This window comes from Flavobacterium flavipigmentatum (genome assembly GCF_020911905.1).
In the GTDB taxonomy this organism is placed as follows: Bacteria; Bacteroidota; Bacteroidia; order Flavobacteriales; family Flavobacteriaceae; genus Flavobacterium; species Flavobacterium flavipigmentatum.
The window spans coordinates 839,325-856,347 of the sequence record NZ_CP087133.1; the positions used below are offsets into that span (position 1 = coordinate 839,325).

The window sequence follows — 17,023 nt, forward strand, 5'->3', positions numbered from 1 at the left end:
TAAAACAGCATTAAAATGAAAAATATAATTTATCTCTTTTTATTAATTTCACAAGTTTTCTTTGCTCAAAGCAATTTCGAAAAAGGAACTGCTTTGTACCAAAAAGGGCTGTATAAAGAAGCCGCACAGGCGTATGAAAGCGTTGTTGCAGAAGACAAACTGCAATCGGCAGAGTTGTATTTTTACTTAGGGAATTGTTATTACAAACTAAACAAAGTGGCACCTTCGATTTATAATTACGAGAAAGCTTTGGTTTTAAAACCAAATGATCCCGAAACTTTGAACAATTTAAAATTTGCCAAAAAACTAACTATTGACGAAATCAAAGAAATACCCAAAGTAGGTTTCTCAAAACTTATTCAAAATTTTACTTCAATATTTGATTACAATACCTGGGCGATTATTGCTGTTAGCCTTTCATTTGCTTTTTTGTTAAGCTTTATTGGGTATTATTTTTCAGAACTTTCGCTTTCAAAAAGGTTGTTTTTTATCGGAATGTTTGTAATGTTGTTTGCTTTACTACTGAGTGTGGCCGCAGGAATGTCTGAGAGAAATAACTTTGAAAATGACAGACCAGCAATTGTTTTCGCTGAAATGACCGAAGTGCGAAGCGAGCCTCAAAAGAAAGGTTCGTCAGTTATTTTATTGCACGAAGGCGCAAAAGTCTATGTGCAAGAAACATTAGGGAACTGGAAAAAAATAGAACTCACGGACGGAACAGAAGGCTGGATTGATACTATGGCGATTCGGGAAGTAAAATAATTTTATCCTTTAATTGTAAACCACAAAACCAGCAATATAACAATGGTAACGGTAAGATTAAGCAAAGAAAACCAGAAATTGTTGGTCTGATTCAATTGATCTCTTTTTCTGGATTTTATTAGGTCAGCTGCGATCTTTGCTATCGCAAATGGCAAAACGATGAAAAGAAGATACTTTTTGTACTCATGCGGAAAAATAGCGCCGATAAGGACGACTAACAATAAAAAAATCATTGGAGTAAAAAACTTTTTGATGACCAGACTATTTTTCAAATTCATATTTTTTTTCTTTTAAAAACACTAAGATATAGTAAATCTATCCGCTAACTATCGTTTGTTTAAAAATTTTAAATTTAACTAATGCCAACTATTTTTCAATAGCTATTCTTGTTTAAAAAACTATAAACACTATTGAAAAAAGAATAAACTTCTAAAAGGTATAAAGCTTCTCGGGCGTTACACAATAATCTAATTTAAAAAAATAAAATAATCATTCCTTTAAAAGTTTTTCAATTTCACTCTCTGTATTATAGATTACTGTTTTGTCTTCGATAAATGTACCGTCATAACGAATCTGTCCATTTTTTAAAATTAATAAATGTGGGAAAGAAGATATATTCAAACTATCCTTGATTTCTTTAGAAGATTTCGCATATAGCTTAGGGAATTTATAGCCAATACTATCTAATATTTTATTTGTCTTTACAAAGTCATCATTTTTTAAAGGAACATTCACAGTGTAAATTTCAACTTTAGGATTGTTTTGATATTTTTCAAATGTTTTTTCTAAGTATGGAAATTTAGCAAAACAAATTGCACAACTTGTTGACCAAAAATCAAGTACAATAATCTTATCTTTTTCTAGATTAACTTTTTTATTATTTTCATCTATGATCGTCACATTTGGTAATAATTTATTGACTACCGCATTTCTATTTTGTAAAAAACTAAAAATATTAGGAAATAGAATATAACCAACACTATAGAATAATGCAATAGAGAATAGTACAATTATAATTTTTCTATATTTAAAATATAAGTATGCTAAACAACTGCTTATGGGTATAAAAATAAGATATAAAATAGTTCTCGAATATTCACTATAACCTATAGAAATAAACAAAAGAATAGACAGAAAGGGGACAATTAGCAAACCTATATATTTAAAATACTCCTCTTTATCTACTTTTTTAAAAATGAATAAAGAAATCATAAATACGGATGACAATGTAAAAATCAGCATCAAAGAATGGTCACCATAAGTTATAGTTCCAAAAATCGTGTAGAGTAAAATAATCACAATAGACAAAAAAAATTGTTTTAATTTCATAACAACTAATTATTTTTTAATATTCCAGCAATAAATCATTAAAACAATATTTAGAAATCATGTTTTACTATTAAAACATGATTTCTAAATATTGATAACTACTTCTCTTGTAAAACCTTTTTTAGGGCTTAATACCTAATGAATCTTTTGGAAACGTAGGTAAGGCAGGTGTAGGTTCTGTTAAATCAAACACTCGACCTGTACATGGAAAAGCCCACATAAAGCCACAACCTGATGTTGTCTCTTCACAATTTGTTGTATAACCTCCAACAGTACTATCACAAGTCCAACTACAATTACACTTTTTTTTCTTACTCGTTTTAGCACTTGATCTATCAGCTTCCATAGTCCTGTTGCTAATAACAGTTCTGAAAGTATTTATTATTTCATTAGATATTTTTTCGTCATCATGAAATCTACCCTCGTATTTATAATCTTCTAATTCAGCAAACATTCTAATAAAATCTTGTTTTGGCGTAATTTTGGCTAATTGTATCGCTAATTCTGGTATTTTATTAGGTTTATCATCTGCCATATTTACCAATTCAACTTTAAGTTGTTTTAAAATTGCTACATGTTCATCTGGTAATTTTTGAGTAAGTAACTGATTAATTTTATCATTCCAGAGAGCATATTTATTTTTAGTTTCTAATTCATAGAAATTGTTTTTAACTTCATCGAAATTTTTCCCTTCAAGAAAATCTTTTCTCAAATTAGAATCAATCGAGGTCTCTTTAAATCTCTCGTCAGAAGTACTTGAACACGCAACAAAAATTGTCCCTACTATAAACAACAACACACATAATAATAAATATAGTTTTAAATTTTTAACACAACGAATTCCAACATTTTTCATAAAGTAAAGTTTTAAAATATTAATAATTGATGTAAAAATATTAACAATACTTTTCTTTATCTATTTTTATTGTAAGAAATTTCAATAAATATTTGCTATTTTTGAACATTAAAATAATAAAATTTATGAGTATAGGAACAAAAATTAGAAAACTAAGGTATCAAAATAACAAGATGAGTCAAGAAGAATTAGCATACAAAGTGGGTATTGCACAAACTTCTATATCTAATATTGAAGCTGATAAAAATATTCCTGATTTTTTATTAATGGAGAAAATCTGCAACCTTTTTGGTGTTAACCTAAATTATTTTTTAGAGAATAATGAGAACTATACTTTCTCACAAAATGATAATAATACAATGATTAGAAAAATAGAAAACTTAGGCAATACTTTTCCAGAAGGAATTTTAGAAAATATTATCCGAAGAATTACAAATTTGGAAAAAACATTATCAAAACCGTCTGAATAAAATTAAAATTCATAGATTTTCCAGGGCGTTACACAATAATCTAATTGTATATCCAATTCAAAAATATCTTCTATTTTGGTTTCTGCTTCAAAAAAAGAAAGACCAATTTTTATGGTTTCGGGTTTACATTCGGATAAAAATTTATCATAAAAACCTTTTCCGTACCCCACTCTATTTCCTAAAACATCAAAAGCCAAAAGGGGTACAAAAACTACCTCTATTGTTTCTGATGGAACTGGCAGACCATTTACAGGTTCTGGAATGTGGTATTCATTCTTTTTTATTTTAGTATTTTCTGTCAATAAAAAATGAGTCATTTTTCGGGTTTCAAAATCACTTTTCGAGATTACAATTTCCTTATCTTTTCCGGAAAGCAAATGCAAAAGATATTCGGTATCGACTTCTTTTTGTTCTTCGATAGGCAAAAAAACATGAAAATATGTTTTCTCCCAAATAGGCAATTGCAGCACCTGATTGGCTATTGTAAGGCTCAATTCTTCGACTTGATCGGGAGTAAGATTCTTGCGAAGATTTTTGTAATGGAGACGCAGCTCTTTTTTACTCGTTGGCATTGGTTGCAGTGGTATAAGACATGTGATAAATAGCGTCGCCTTCGTAGACAATAGGCGAATGATTGGCATTGATAATAAAACCGTCGTGAGGGGCTTTTACTTTTCGCTCAAATTTACCAAACGGATCTGTAATCGTGGCGAGAATAGTTCCTTTTTGAACATATTTTGCAATAAAACCATAATCATGAAGCAAGCCCGAACATTTGGCACGCAACCAAACCGAATTTTTTATATAAATAGTGGCCGTTTCTATAGGATCTACCATTTGATTGGCATCTAACATATTCAAATGAGCGAGCAGGCGTTTGGCTCCTTTCACTCCTTCATTAGCGACCTCATTATTGATGTCTATTGATTTTCCTCCTTCAAAAAGAAGCATTTTTACATTCGCTTTTTCGCATGTATTCCTGAAGGAGCCCGAAATGTTTTTTGAATACAAGGTAAACGGCGCATTAAAAACATCGGCCAAAAGTTTTAAGTCGGGATTATTTTCTGAAATTCGAATTTGTGGCGCATTAAAACGGCTTGCTCCACCCGCATGAAAATCGATCGCATAATCAATAATCGGCAAAACTTCTTCGACGATATGATAGGCAAATCTGCTGGCCAAAGAGCCTTTTTTACTTCCAGGAAAAACACGATTTAAATCTCGGCCATCAGGAAACTCACGAGATTTATTGACAAAACCATACATATTAATGACCGGAATACAAATAATAGTACCTCTCGAAGGTCTGTTTATTTTTTTACTAATGATCTGACGCACGATTTCGACACCATTTATTTCATCACCATGAATACCTGCTGAAAATAAAACTACTGGACCATCAATCTTAGAACGCCGAACAATCACCGGAATATTAAGTTTTGTAGTAGTATGCAAACGAGCAATTTCGACATTTATCGTCCTGTTTTCTCCGGGTAAAATAGACTCCCCAAAAATGAGCATGGTTTTACTATCTTTCATAAGCAGATACTATTTGTATGGTATTGAAACATGAAATTTGCATATTGTATCGAAGTTTTATGACCCAAGAAGGGACACGCCTATTTCATATCGAAATATAAAATTCTAAATATAGAAATTATTATTTGGATTTTGTAAATTTGAAACTAATTCAATGTTAAACTCCCCAGAAAATCGGAATGATTATTGGAGTTCACTATTTCAAGTATTTTCAGCACTAAAACGAATGCAAAATCCATCTTTAGAATTACAAATTCAGACCTTGCCAGACAATCCTGGTGTGTACCAATATTATGACAAAGATGGCAAAATATTGTATGTTGGCAAAGCCAAAAATTTAAAGAAAAGAGTTTCTTCATACTTCAACAAAATTCACGACACAGCCAAAACCAATGTATTGGTAAAAAAAATCATTACCATAAAACACATCGTGGTTCCCACAGAAACCGATGCGCTTTTATTAGAGAATAACTTAATCAAAACCTTGCAGCCAAGATATAATGTGCTGTTGCGCGACGACAAAAGTTATCCTTGGCTTTGTATTAAAAAAGAACCTTTTTCGAGAATATTTTCGACTCGAAGAATGGTAAAAGATGGCTCTGAATATTTTGGTCCTTACACGAGTTTCAAAACGGTTCATACTATTTTAGATTTAATCAAAGAATTGTATCCGTTACGAACCTGTAATTATGATTTGAATGCATCCAATATCAATTCGGGCAAATTTAAAGTTTGCCTCGAATATCATATTGGCAATTGCAAAGGACCGTGTGAAGGTTTGGAATCACTGGAAGATTATCAAAAACAAGTAGATGCGATCCGCGAAATTCTGAAAGGAAATTTTAAGGAAAGCATGAAAGATTTTAAGCGTTTGATGTTACAATACGCTCAAGATTTACACTTTGAAGAAGCACAAAAAATAAAAGAAAAGATAGAAGTTCTGGAGAATTATCAGTCGCGTTCTACGATTGTCAATCCAAAAATCACCAATATTGATGTTTTCTCGATAATCTCTGATGAAAGTGCAGCTTATGTCAATTTTCTTCAAATTTCGCATGGATCGATCATTCGATCGCATACTTTAGAAATCAAGAAAAAACTGGATGAAACAGATGAGGAACTGCTGGAGCTTGCAATTGTCGAGCTTCGTGAGCGTTTTCATTTATTATCAAAAGAAATTATTGTTCCGTTTGAAATTGATTTAGGCGAAAACATCAAAGTCACGGTTCCGCAACTTGGAGATAAAAAGCAGATTCTGGATTTATCCATTCGAAATGCCAAATTTTACAGAATTGAGCAACTCAAACAATTGCAAATTGTAGATCCTGACCGACACACAAATCGCATCATGGCGCAAATGCAAAAAGATTTACGTTTACCTGTTGAGCCTCGCCATATCGAATGTTTTGATAATTCTAACATTCAGGGAACCAATCCCGTTGCGGCCTGCGTAGTTTTTAAAGACGGAAAAGCAAGCAAAAAAGATTACCGCCATTTTAATGTAAAAACTGTTGAAGGACCTGATGATTTTGCTTCGATGAGCGAAATTGTCTATCGCCGTTACAAAAGATTATTGGACGAAAACGAACCTTTGCCGCAATTGATTATTATAGACGGCGGAAAAGGCCAACTTTCTGCGGCACTAAAAAGTATCGATGCATTAGAATTGCGCGGAAAAATTGCCATAATAGGAATCGCAAAACGTCTGGAAGAACTATTTTATCCCGGAGATTCGATTCCGCTTTACCTTGATAAAAAATCTGAAACATTGAAAGTTATTCAGCAATTGCGAAACGAAGCACACCGATTTGGAATTACTTTTCATCGTGACAAACGCAGCAAAGCAGCACTAAATTCCTCGGTAGAAAGTATTCCGGGCATTGGCGAAAAAACAATGGTTACGTTAATACAACATTTTAAAAGTGTAAAAAGATTAAAGTTAGCAACAGAAAAAGAGATTTCAGACGTTATTGGAGTATCAAAAGCTAAAAAAATCACCCTTTTTTACCATAACAGTCAACCCTAACCAAATGAGAATTGTACTTTTCTTGATCATCGCCTTATTTTCATACCAAAGTTACAGCCAAAAAAATATTGAATTTTATCTAAAGGATCAAACGCAAATAAAAATAAAGGCACTAAATAATTTTGAAAAATTAGAAATTTCGAATAGTAAGAATGATAAAACACAGATTATAAACAATCTCGAAGAATCTTTAACCGAAAAAGAAACAAATTTTATCATCGAAGATTACAATTTTGATGGTTTTAATGATTTTGCAGTTTATCGCCTTGATGACGGAATGGGCGTTTACTCGATTTACCAAATCTTTATTTATAATCAGAAAAATCAAGCGTTTGCAAAATTAAAAATGCCTTCAAATTGTGATCCCAAATGTGATGAATTTTGTGATGTTCAAATAAACAAAAAACAGAAAACATTTGATTCCAGTTGTCGCGGTGGCGCACAATGGCACACTGATGTTTGGAAATTTGACAAAAACAATAACCTATTATTATTAAATAAATAATGTTATTAATACAAGAATGATTTATATAGTTCAATAATATTTCCGACTTTTACAAAACCAACCCGTTTTTTTCTATGTACCAAAATTTGCCATACCAATTAGATACTTGTTCAAAAGGCTTTTTTCGCAAACCTAAAAAAGAGGCTTCTTGGCTGGCGGTACTTCTAAAAGAAAAAACATCTTATTTTCAGACCCTTTTTTCTCTTTCTATTTGTAAATTGTGGCTGATTCTTTTTTGCGTCATTTTATTTAATTCTCAAAAAATATTTTCGCAAGAAATAAAGCAAGATACCGTAAAAAGAAAAAAAATCGGACTTGTATTAAGCGGTGGAGGAGCCAAAGGATTTGCACATATTGGTGTTTTGAAAGTCCTTGAAGAAGCTGGAATTAAAATTGATTTTATTGGCGGGACAAGTATGGGTGCCATAATTGGAGGCCTTTATGCCTCTGGTTACAATGCAACACAAATTGATTCTATTTTTCAACAAACCAATTTTGATGAATTGATAAACGATTATATTCCGCGATCTTCAAAAAACTTTTATGGCAAAAGAAACGACGAATTATATGCATTGGTTTTGCCTTTTAACAAATTGAGAGTAGGAATTCCTGAAGCACTTTCAAAAGGAATGTACAACTATAATTTATTGACAAGCCTTACCAGAAATGTGCGTCATGTTCGTGATTTTAATAAATTGCCCATACCCTTTTTATGCATTGGTACCAATATCGAAACAGGCGAGGAAGTGTTGCTAGACAAAGGAAATTTGGTTCAGGCAATGATGGCCAGTGCTGCATTTCCCTCTTTATTTTCACCTGTAGAAATAGATGGTAAATTATTAGTTGACGGTGGTGTAATCAATAATTACCCCATAAAAGAAGTTCGGGAGTTAGGTGCCGATATCATCATTGGTGTCGATGTGCAAGACGACTTGCTGGATCGAAAAAGCTTGAAAAATGCTACCCGAATATTAGTTCAGATTTCCAATCTTCATTCTATAGAAAAGATGAAAAGGAAGATTAAAAACACTGATCTTTATATAAAACCAGACATTCGCAATTATGGTGTAATCTCTTTTGATAAAGGCACCGAAATCATCCGAAAAGGAGAAGAAGCTGCTTTTAGCATTTATGAAAAAATCGATTCTTTGGCCGATAAGCAAAATTTGTATAGAAAGCCAAAACTTCAAATAAGCTCTGATACCTTACACATAGGAAAAATAAACAGTAATAAGCTCGAAAATTTTACAAAAGAATACATCAACAGTAAGCTTCGTTTTAAACCTGGAAGCACAATTACTTATGAAGATTTGCGAGTAGGAATGAACAATATAAATTCTACGCAAAACTTTAGTGCTATGTCGTATCGTCTGGATCCGAATGGAGAAAAAGATGATCTAAATTTACAATTAACAGAAAACCCTACTCAAACCTACCTGAAATTAGGCCTTCATTATGACGGACTTTACAAAAGCGCCATTTTATTGAATCTTACACATAAGAAAACATTCTTAAAAAATGACAACACTTCGCTGGATATTATTTTAGGAGATAATTTTAGATACGATTTAAATTATTATGTCGAAAATGGCTTCAATATAAGTTTTGGTTTTCGCTCACGACTCAATCAATTCAACAGAAATGTGGTTAAGAGCATCAGTAATATCGGGGTTGATAATCCTAGCATCAACTTGATCAATGTTGACTTTCTGGACGTTTCGAATCAGGCGTATTTTCAAACTATTTTTGTTCAGAAATTTTTAATGGGTGGTGGAGTCGAATACAAATTCTTAAACATAAAATCGCCCACAATTGCGACAACCGCTCCCAAAATTGATGAAAGTACTTATTTAAGTCTTTTTGGGTATTTAAAATACGATTCTTTCGACAATAAAAGCTTCCCAAGTACAGGCTGGTATGGTTCTGGCGATATTCAGACGTATTTGGCTTCATCAAATTATACAGGACTTTTTAATCCTTTTACCACTGCCAGAGCAGAAGCTGGTTTTGCCAGAACACTTTTCAAAAATGCTACTGTAAAATTTCAGACCGAAGCCGGCCTATCAATTGGAGGCGACAGTGTTCCTTTTTTCGATTTTATTTTAGGAGGATACGGTTATAATAAAATCAATAATTTTAATTATTTCTACGGATACGACTTTTTAAGTATTGCCGCAGACAGCTATATCAAAACCACAATTACGCTGGATTATGAAATTCTGAAAAAAAATCACGTGAACTTTTCTGCTAATTTCGCCAACTTGGGCGACGGGCTTTTTAGAACCGTAGACTGGATTTCGATGCCCAAATACACCGGTTATGCTGTAGGTTACGGATTGGAAACTATTATCGGCCCTATTGAGATCAAGCATTCATGGTCTCCGGAAACACCAAAAGGATATACGTGGTTTAGCATAGGATTTTTGTTTTAATTTGTAATTTAAATCAATAAAAATTACGATATTTGTTGTAATGAAAACAAAATGGACAGGTTTATTAGAGTATCTTCAATTCCTCATCAAGAGAAATCCTGAGTAAACTATCGAATTGAGATAATTAGACAATTAGAAAATAATCTAGTTATCTGTTCTTGCAATTCTTATTTTCTACTAAGTTAATTTACAAATTATCTAATTGAAAAGCCATGCCATTATATCACAAACTTGGAGACTTTCCTCAAAAAAGACACACACAATTCGAAAAGCCAAACGGTGGTTTTTATTATGAACAATTATTTGGCACCGAAGGTTTCCACGGACACTCTTCATTGTCCTATCATGTTCACAGACCTACACAGGTAAAAGAAATTTTAAAATCATATTCGGTTGAGCCCAAAATAGCAATTGGCAAAAACATAAAATCATTGTTGTTAAAAGGTTTCGAATTACGACCTGAAAACGATTTTCTCGACTCCCGCAAAGCCATATTAGTCAATAAAGACTGTATTATTGGTTTGGCTGCTCCCAAAGAATCACTACGCAATTATTTTTACAAAAATGCCGATGCAGACGAAATGATTTTCATCCATAAAGGAAAAGGAAAACTACGCACGATGCTGGGCAATATTCCTTTTGAATACGGTGATTACCTCATTATTCCACGTGGCATTATTTACCAGATAGATTTTGAAACAACCGAAAACCGACTGTTTTACGTAGAATCTTTCGCCCCTTTTTACACACCAAAACGTTATAAAAACCAATCTGGTCAGCATTTAGAGCATTCGCCGTTTTGCGAGCGCGATTTTATTTTGCCAAACGAACTGGAAACGCATGACGAAAAAGGAGATTTTTTAATCAAAATCAAAAAAGAAGGCATGATTCACGAAGTCGTTTATGCTACACATCCTTTTGATGTTGTGGGCTGGGACGGATACAATTTTCCCTACGGATTCTCGATTCATAATTTTGAACCAATAACCGGACGCGTGCATCAACCGCCACCGGTGCATCAAACTTTCGAGACGGCTACTTTTGTCGTTTGCTCGTTCTGCCCAAGACTTTACGATTATCATCCAAAGGCAATTCCGGCACCTTATAATCACAGCAATATCGATTCAGACGAAGTTTTATATTATGTCGATGGCGATTTTATGAGCCGTAATAATATTGAGCAAGGTCATATCACTTTACACCCAAAAGGCATTCCGCATGGTCCAGCACCCGGCGCTATGGAGCGCAGTATTGGCCATAAAGAAACGCAAGAATTGGCCGTTATGGTTGATACTTTCAGACCCTTAATGGTTACCGAAGAAGCGATGGGTCTTGACGATGGGCAATATTATAAATCTTGGTGTGAATAGTCATTGCGTGCAACGAAGCAATCTTACTACGTATTTCAAATACTATTAAGGAGCTGTTTCCTGCTATCATTCCAATCTTTTTTATTGCAGAAAAAGCAACAAAAAAGGATTTTCCCTTCTATCAGGGCTAAAAATCAAAATTCAAAAACAACACTTCGGTTCCTCAATTAAACGATGCACCGATTAAACAAATAAACACAATGAGCAAAGAAGTAAAATCAGTAGAATACGGATTAGAGAAAATCTTTGAAGGAGCACAAGATTTCCTTCCATTATTAGGAACAGATTATGTAGAATTCTACGTAGGAAACGCAAAACAATCAGCGCATTATTACAAAACAGCTTTCGGATACCAGTCTTTAGCCTACGCAGGACTAGAAACAGGTGTAAAAGACAAGGCTTCTTATGTTTTGAAACAAGACAAAATCAGAATTGTTTTAACTACGCCATTAACACAAGATTCGCCAATTCACGCCCATCTTCAAAAACATGGCGATGGTGTAAAAGTAGCAGCACTTTGGGTAGAAGATGCAAGAAGCGCTTACGAAGAAACCATGAAACGTGGCGCTCGCTCTTTTATGGAGCCAACAGTAGAAAAAGATGAATTTGGAGAAGTGATTCGTTCTGGAATTTACACTTACGGAGAAACCGTTCATATTTTTGTAGAAAGAAAAAATTACAACGGAGTATTTCTTCCAGGCTATAAAGAATGGAAATCAGACTACAATCCTGAACCAACTGGATTAAAATATATCGATCACATGGTAGGAAATGTGGGTTGGAACGAAATGAATACTTGGGTGAAATTCTATGAAGACGTAATGGGATTTGTCAATTTCCTGTCTTTTGATGACAAGCAAATCAATACCGAATACTCTGCTTTGATGAGTAAAGTAATGTCTAACGGCAACGGAAGAATAAAATTCCCAATTAATGAACCGGCTGAAGGAAAGAAGAAATCACAAATAGAAGAATATTTGGATTTTTACGGCGGTCCCGGAATTCAGCATATCGCCATCGCTACAGACGATATCATCAAAACGGTATCTGAATTAAAAGCTCGCGGAGTTGAGTTTTTATCAGCACCGCCTCATACTTACTATCAGGCAATTCCGGAGAGATTAGGCGCTCACATGGAGATGATGAAAGAAGACATTAACGAAATAGAAAAATTAGCCATCATGGTCGATGCTGATGAAGATGGTTATTTATTGCAAATTTTTACAAAGCCGGTTCAGGACAGACCAACACTGTTTTTTGAAATCATACAAAGAATGGGAGCCAAAGGTTTTGGTGCAGGAAATTTTAAAGCCCTTTTTGAGTCAATTGAGAGAGAACAAGAATTGAGAGGAACCTTGTAAAATTGCATATTTATTACATTATGTAAAAAAATCCTCTGTAAATTGATGATTTTAATGCAAAAGTTATGTTAAACTCACTTTTTGCTATTTATTTTATAAACTTTGTATCTACCTTTGCACTCGCAAATCAGGAAGGGGTGGTTTCCTTCCGAATTGATATAAATTTTCATAATTTATAGTTTTTTGGTTAGTTAATAGCATAAAAACTCAGTCATTTACTTGACTGAGTTTTTTTGTTTTGGTACATTTGGAATAGAATTTGCATTTAATTATCTTTAATAACTAAATGTAAAAAATGTACTATGAAAAAATTAGTCCTACTCATATTTGTTCTCACCACTTTTGCTTTCGATACTCAAAGGGAAGATGCCTTTGATACGGGAGAATATTTTAAATTTAGAATTCACTACGGAATTGTAAATGCCGGTTACGCCACATTAGAAGTAAAAGACGCCACAATAAGCAACAAAAAAGTTTTTCATGCCGTGGGAAAAGGCTACACAACCGGTATGTCAAAATTTTTCTTTAAGGTCGAAGATCTCTACGAAAGCTACTTTGACAAAGAAACCGGAAATCCGTATCGCTATATTCGAAAAATTGACGAAGGCGGTTATACTAAAAACCAGGAAGGTATTTTTAATCAAAAAGAAAATAGAATTTTGGTTAAAGATTATAAACACAAATCTGAAAAAACACTTGTTATTAATAATGATGAAGTTCAAGACATCGTTTCTTCTTTTTATTATTTAAGAAATCATCCGAATATTGATAAATTAAAATCGGGTGAATCCATCGGAATCGATATGTTCTTTGACGATGAAATCACAAAATTTAAGTTAAAATACATAGGGCGTCAAGATATTACAAGTAAATTTGGAACCGTTTCCTGCATGGTCTTTAAACCACTTGTGCAGACAGGACGTGTTTTTAAGGAAAAAGAAAGTTTAACACTTTGGATTTCAGACGACAACAACAAAGTCCCGATTAGAATAAAAGCAGATTTGGCCGTAGGATCACTTAAAGCAGATCTGGACGAATACAAAGGATTAAAAAATCCATTTAAAGTAAAAAAATGATGAATACCACAGCGGATCGATCAGCCTCAATTTTAGAAGAAATTGACCAGAAATACAAATCATTAAACCAAAAAACTGAAGTCCAGCTTGAAGGTTTACTTTGGTCAAAACCAATTACTTACTGGGATTACATACAGACTGACGCTCTTTTAAACCTTCAAATACAACGCACTACACTTCCTGACGAAATGGTTTTTATCATGTACCATCAGGTAAACGAATTGATCTTTAAAATGATTCTGTGGGAAATTGAGCAAATTGCTGAAAACCAAAATATTCAGGTTGCTTTTTTTAGCGAAAGATTATCAAGAATCACGCGTTATTTTGATATGCTGACCAATTCGTTTAGCATCATGGAAAACGGAATGGAAGTAGATCAATACATGAAATTTAGAAACACACTGACTCCCGCAAGTGGTTTTCAGAGTGCACAATACCGACTGATTGAATTTGCTTCTACAGACGTCATCAATCTTACCGACAGAAGATACAAAGATTCTTTTGACGAAAATACCGATCTAGAAACTACTTTCGAGCATTTGTATTGGCAAGCTGCAGGAAAAGATTATCAAACAGGTCAAAAATCTTATTTATTGTCAGAGTTTGAAAACAAATACAAAAAGCTGTTTCTAGAACAAATGACCGAATTTAAAACCAAAAATATTTGGCAAAAATTCACACAATTACCACTTGAGGACCAACAAAATCAGGAATTAGTAAAAGCGATGCGTCATTATGATCACACCGTAAACATTACCTGGGTGATGCAGCACCTAAACACTGCAAGAAAATACATCTTAGAAAGCGGAAAAGGAAACGGCGAAGCGACCGGCGGAAGTGACTGGCAAAAATATATGCATCCTAAATACCAAAGACGCATCTTTTTTCCTAAATTGTGGACCGAAGAGGAATTGACCAATTGGGGAAATGAATCGGGAGTTTAATTTTAAAAAGTAGAAGTTTGAAAAAGGTATTCGTCATCATAATAGTATTATTTTCTATTGTTTCATGTAATAAAACCGATCAAAAAGTAGCCGCTAAAATTAGCCAGCCAAAGTCCAAAAAAATAGAATTTGGTTTTAATTACGCAGATTTTAATGTCGTTCAGGACACCATCAAAAAAGGAGATTCTTTTGGAACCATCATTCAAAGTCAGAATATTGGTGATAAAAAAGTCTATGATATTGTGGCTCAGGTAAAAGATACTTTTGATGTAAGAAGCATTCGATACAACAAACCCTATACGATTCTTCGCTCAAAAAACAAAACCAACAAACTGGAATACTTCATTTATCAGCCCGATGCTTTAACGTATTATGTTATTAATTTAAAAGACAGTATTGCCACTTGTTTCAAAAAAATAAAACCGGTTACGCTAAAGCGAAAAATAATCGGAGGCGTTCTAAAAAGCTCTCTTTCTGAAACTTTAGGAAACGAAAGCGTAGAAGCTGCACTGGCCAACAGAATCACAAAAGTATTTTCGTGGTCAATAGATTTCTTTAAACTAAAAAAAGGCGATCGTTACGGACTCATTTTTACCGAACGTTTTATAAATGGCAAAACATACGATGGTGTCGAAGATTTGCAAGCTGCTTTTTTTGAATACAAAGGAAAAATTATTTATGCCTTCCCGTTTGAAAAAGATTCACTTTCCGGAAAAATCGAATATTATGACGATGAGGGAAAAACACTGAAAAACTTTTTCTTAAAAACGCCTATCAAATTCAGCCGCATTACTTCTCGCTTTACGATGAATCGTTTTCACCCAGTGCAACACAGATGGAAAGCGCACAAAGGAACCGATTATGCCGCCCCAAGAGGAACTCCAATTTCTACAACCGCTTCTGGAGTTGTGGAACAAACAGGTTATACTGCCGGAAACGGAAACTTTGTAAAAGTAAAACACAATGGCACCTACTCTACCCAATATTTGCACATGTCGAGAATTTTGGTTCGCCGCGGTCAACGGGTGACCCAAGGACAAAAAATAGGCTTGGTAGGAAGCACAGGATTGGCTTCAGGACCCCATGTTTGTTATCGTTTCTGGAAAAACGGCATGCAGGTTGATGCACTTCGTCTTAACTTACCAACTGGAGAATCTTTGACAGGAAATGCAAAAGAGCGTTTCTTAAAACAAATGGAACCTTTGAAAAGAGAGCTGGACAGTATTGGAAATCTATAATACTGTAAAAGTTAATGTTTTTTTGTTTACATCTAATTTAAAAAAACAAAAGTAAACTATGGAAAATGCAAGGATTGAAGCAATTTACAACGAAACTTTTTCAGGTTTAAAATTATTTTACAGAGACACCAATCTTACTGAAAATTTAATTTCAAATTATAAAATTGGGCAAATAATTAAAGAAAGAGGATTTACCGATATGACTTTTATTGGTGGCGGACTTTCAGGTAATTTTAGATATTTGATTGCCAGTGCTGACGCCAAAGATTTATCAAAATTTGATCCTGATGCGGCAAAAACAGGACATTATCTATTGGCTTCGGATGCCTATTTTAAAGTACTAGATATTCAGCAAGCGGAAAATAAAACCCAAGTTTTTCTTTTAAATATTCCAGATAATGCTGTTTCGCTGTTTAAAAATTCAATTTCAAATATTGAAGAAGAAATCATCGAAAAAGCCCAAAAACGTTTTGCTGACAAAATTAATTCAGATTTAATTCTAGCATTACAAACTGAAGACTGGATCGAAAGAACGAAACTCCCAATTGGGATGAGCCTTGATGGCGAAATGTTTTTTAACGACTCAGAAATAAACGAATCTCCACAAGAAATAGCAATCAACAAAAACACAAAAAAGATTGAAATTAAAAAACCTTGGTGGAAAATTTGGTAAGGCTTTCGATTAAAAACAATGTCCTAAATCTCAAAATTGATGAAACAAATTTTGATTATCCTTTCTTTTACAATACTAACTGGATGCTCTAATCCAAAAGTATTTGTTTTGAATGACACGACAGAAAACAGATATTTTGTTTCAGCATCAGTTGGAAATGCTTTCGAAAAAGATCAAATTGGATCATCTCCTATAATGGTAATCGACGGAATTCCCTTTCGATACGATAAAAAACAAGACACTATTTTACTTCCTCTCAAAAAATCTGATATAGGCAACTTAAATTTCTTGAATATAAATAGTAGTCGTATTATCTATAATGAAAAAGAAAATGATGGCGCGGTGATAATAACTACCCGAAATCGAAACAAATAGCCTCATAAAACGTTTTCGTAACTAATTGTTATATAATTGCGAAGCTTAAAAGTATTAAAAGTAATTT

At 33.5% G+C, this 17,023-nt stretch carries 17 protein-coding genes; 12 read left to right on the forward strand and 5 right to left on the reverse strand.

From position 1 onward, the window contains the following. The first annotated feature begins 15 nt into the window (after positions 1-15). Positions 16-762 (forward strand): tetratricopeptide repeat protein, encoded by a 747-nt coding sequence (locus tag LNP22_RS04015; protein ID WP_229975441.1) that lies wholly within the window; start codon positions 16-18, stop codon positions 760-762. 2 nt (positions 763-764) lie between these two features. Here LNP22_RS04015 and LNP22_RS04020 read toward each other — a convergent pair whose 3' ends face one another. The 3 genes from LNP22_RS04020 to LNP22_RS04030 all read right to left on the reverse strand — a co-directional run bounded on the left by LNP22_RS04020 (position 765) and on the right by LNP22_RS04030 (position 2,947). Beyond that, a complete protein-coding gene (locus tag LNP22_RS04020) occupies positions 765-1,040 on the reverse strand; it encodes a hypothetical protein (RefSeq protein ID WP_229975442.1) in 276 nt (91 codons plus the stop codon). A 211-nt stretch (positions 1,041-1,251) separates the two neighbouring features. Further along, the gene (locus tag LNP22_RS04025; protein WP_229975443.1) at positions 1,252-2,091 is read right to left on the reverse strand and encodes a TlpA family protein disulfide reductase; all 840 of its coding nucleotides are present in this window, start codon (positions 2,089-2,091) and stop codon (positions 1,252-1,254) included. A gap of 121 nt (positions 2,092-2,212) precedes the next feature. After that, positions 2,213-2,947 carry a bacteriocin fulvocin C-related protein gene (locus tag LNP22_RS04030; protein WP_229975444.1) on the reverse strand — a complete coding sequence of 245 codons (735 nt, stop codon included), beginning with the start codon at positions 2,945-2,947 and terminating at the stop codon, positions 2,213-2,215. Positions 2,948-3,072: 125 nt separating this feature from the next. Between LNP22_RS04030 and LNP22_RS04035 the strand changes: the two genes are divergently transcribed. Beyond that, positions 3,073-3,417 carry a helix-turn-helix domain-containing protein gene (locus LNP22_RS04035; protein ID WP_229975445.1) on the forward strand — a complete coding sequence of 115 codons (345 nt, stop codon included), beginning with the start codon at positions 3,073-3,075 and terminating at the stop codon, positions 3,415-3,417. Between the two features lie 2 nt (positions 3,418-3,419). On the opposite strand, the gene LNP22_RS04040 is transcribed toward LNP22_RS04035, so the two are convergent. After that, positions 3,420-3,989 (reverse strand): 5-formyltetrahydrofolate cyclo-ligase, encoded by a 570-nt coding sequence (locus LNP22_RS04040; RefSeq protein ID WP_229975446.1) that lies wholly within the window; start codon positions 3,987-3,989, stop codon positions 3,420-3,422. Continuing rightward, complete coding sequence (locus LNP22_RS04045; protein ID WP_210667733.1) at positions 3,976-4,956, reverse strand: succinylglutamate desuccinylase/aspartoacylase family protein; 981 nt, start codon at positions 4,954-4,956, stop codon at positions 3,976-3,978. Before LNP22_RS04045 ends, LNP22_RS04040 begins: the two co-directional genes overlap by 14 nt. Positions 4,957-5,182: 226 nt before the next feature. On the opposite strand from LNP22_RS04045, the gene uvrC reads away from it, so the two are divergent. From uvrC to LNP22_RS04095, 10 genes are all read left to right on the forward strand, one after another. Continuing rightward, a complete protein-coding gene (gene uvrC / locus LNP22_RS04050; protein ID WP_229975447.1) occupies positions 5,183-6,982 on the forward strand; it encodes an excinuclease ABC subunit UvrC in 1,800 nt (599 codons plus the stop codon). A gap of 4 nt (positions 6,983-6,986) precedes the next feature. Beyond that, entirely contained in the window at positions 6,987-7,487 is a 501-nt protein-coding gene (locus LNP22_RS04055) for an XAC2610-related protein (protein ID WP_229975448.1), read from the forward strand. A 209-nt stretch (positions 7,488-7,696) separates the two neighbouring features. Beyond that, entirely contained in the window at positions 7,697-9,919 is a 2,223-nt protein-coding gene (locus LNP22_RS04060; protein WP_429670532.1) for a patatin-like phospholipase family protein, read from the forward strand. Between the two features lie 212 nt (positions 9,920-10,131). Further along, positions 10,132-11,289 (forward strand): homogentisate 1,2-dioxygenase, encoded by a 1,158-nt coding sequence (locus LNP22_RS04065; RefSeq protein WP_229975450.1) that lies wholly within the window; start codon positions 10,132-10,134, stop codon positions 11,287-11,289. Between the two features lie 200 nt (positions 11,290-11,489). Further along, positions 11,490-12,650, forward strand: a complete 1,161-nt coding sequence (gene hppD / locus LNP22_RS04070) for a 4-hydroxyphenylpyruvate dioxygenase (RefSeq protein WP_229975451.1) — start codon at positions 11,490-11,492, stop codon at positions 12,648-12,650. Positions 12,651-12,952: 302 nt separating this feature from the next. Then, positions 12,953-13,726: a DUF3108 domain-containing protein gene (locus LNP22_RS04075; RefSeq protein ID WP_210667745.1), complete on the forward strand. Its 774-nt coding sequence runs from the start codon at positions 12,953-12,955 to the stop codon at positions 13,724-13,726. Next, complete coding sequence (locus LNP22_RS04080; protein ID WP_229976352.1) at positions 13,726-14,670, forward strand: tryptophan 2,3-dioxygenase family protein; 945 nt, start codon at positions 13,726-13,728, stop codon at positions 14,668-14,670. Before LNP22_RS04075 ends, LNP22_RS04080 begins: the two co-directional genes overlap by 1 nt. 17 nt (positions 14,671-14,687) lie before the next feature. Then, on the forward strand, positions 14,688-15,908 hold the full coding sequence (locus LNP22_RS04085) for a M23 family metallopeptidase (RefSeq protein ID WP_229975452.1): 1,221 nt from the start codon (positions 14,688-14,690) through the stop codon (positions 15,906-15,908). A gap of 58 nt (positions 15,909-15,966) precedes the next feature. Next, positions 15,967-16,581, forward strand: a complete 615-nt coding sequence (locus LNP22_RS04090; protein WP_229975453.1) for a hypothetical protein — start codon at positions 15,967-15,969, stop codon at positions 16,579-16,581. 39 nt (positions 16,582-16,620) lie between these two features. After that, the gene (locus LNP22_RS04095; protein ID WP_229975454.1) at positions 16,621-16,956 is read left to right on the forward strand and encodes a hypothetical protein; all 336 of its coding nucleotides are present in this window, start codon (positions 16,621-16,623) and stop codon (positions 16,954-16,956) included. Positions 16,957-17,023: the final 67 nt, after the last annotated feature.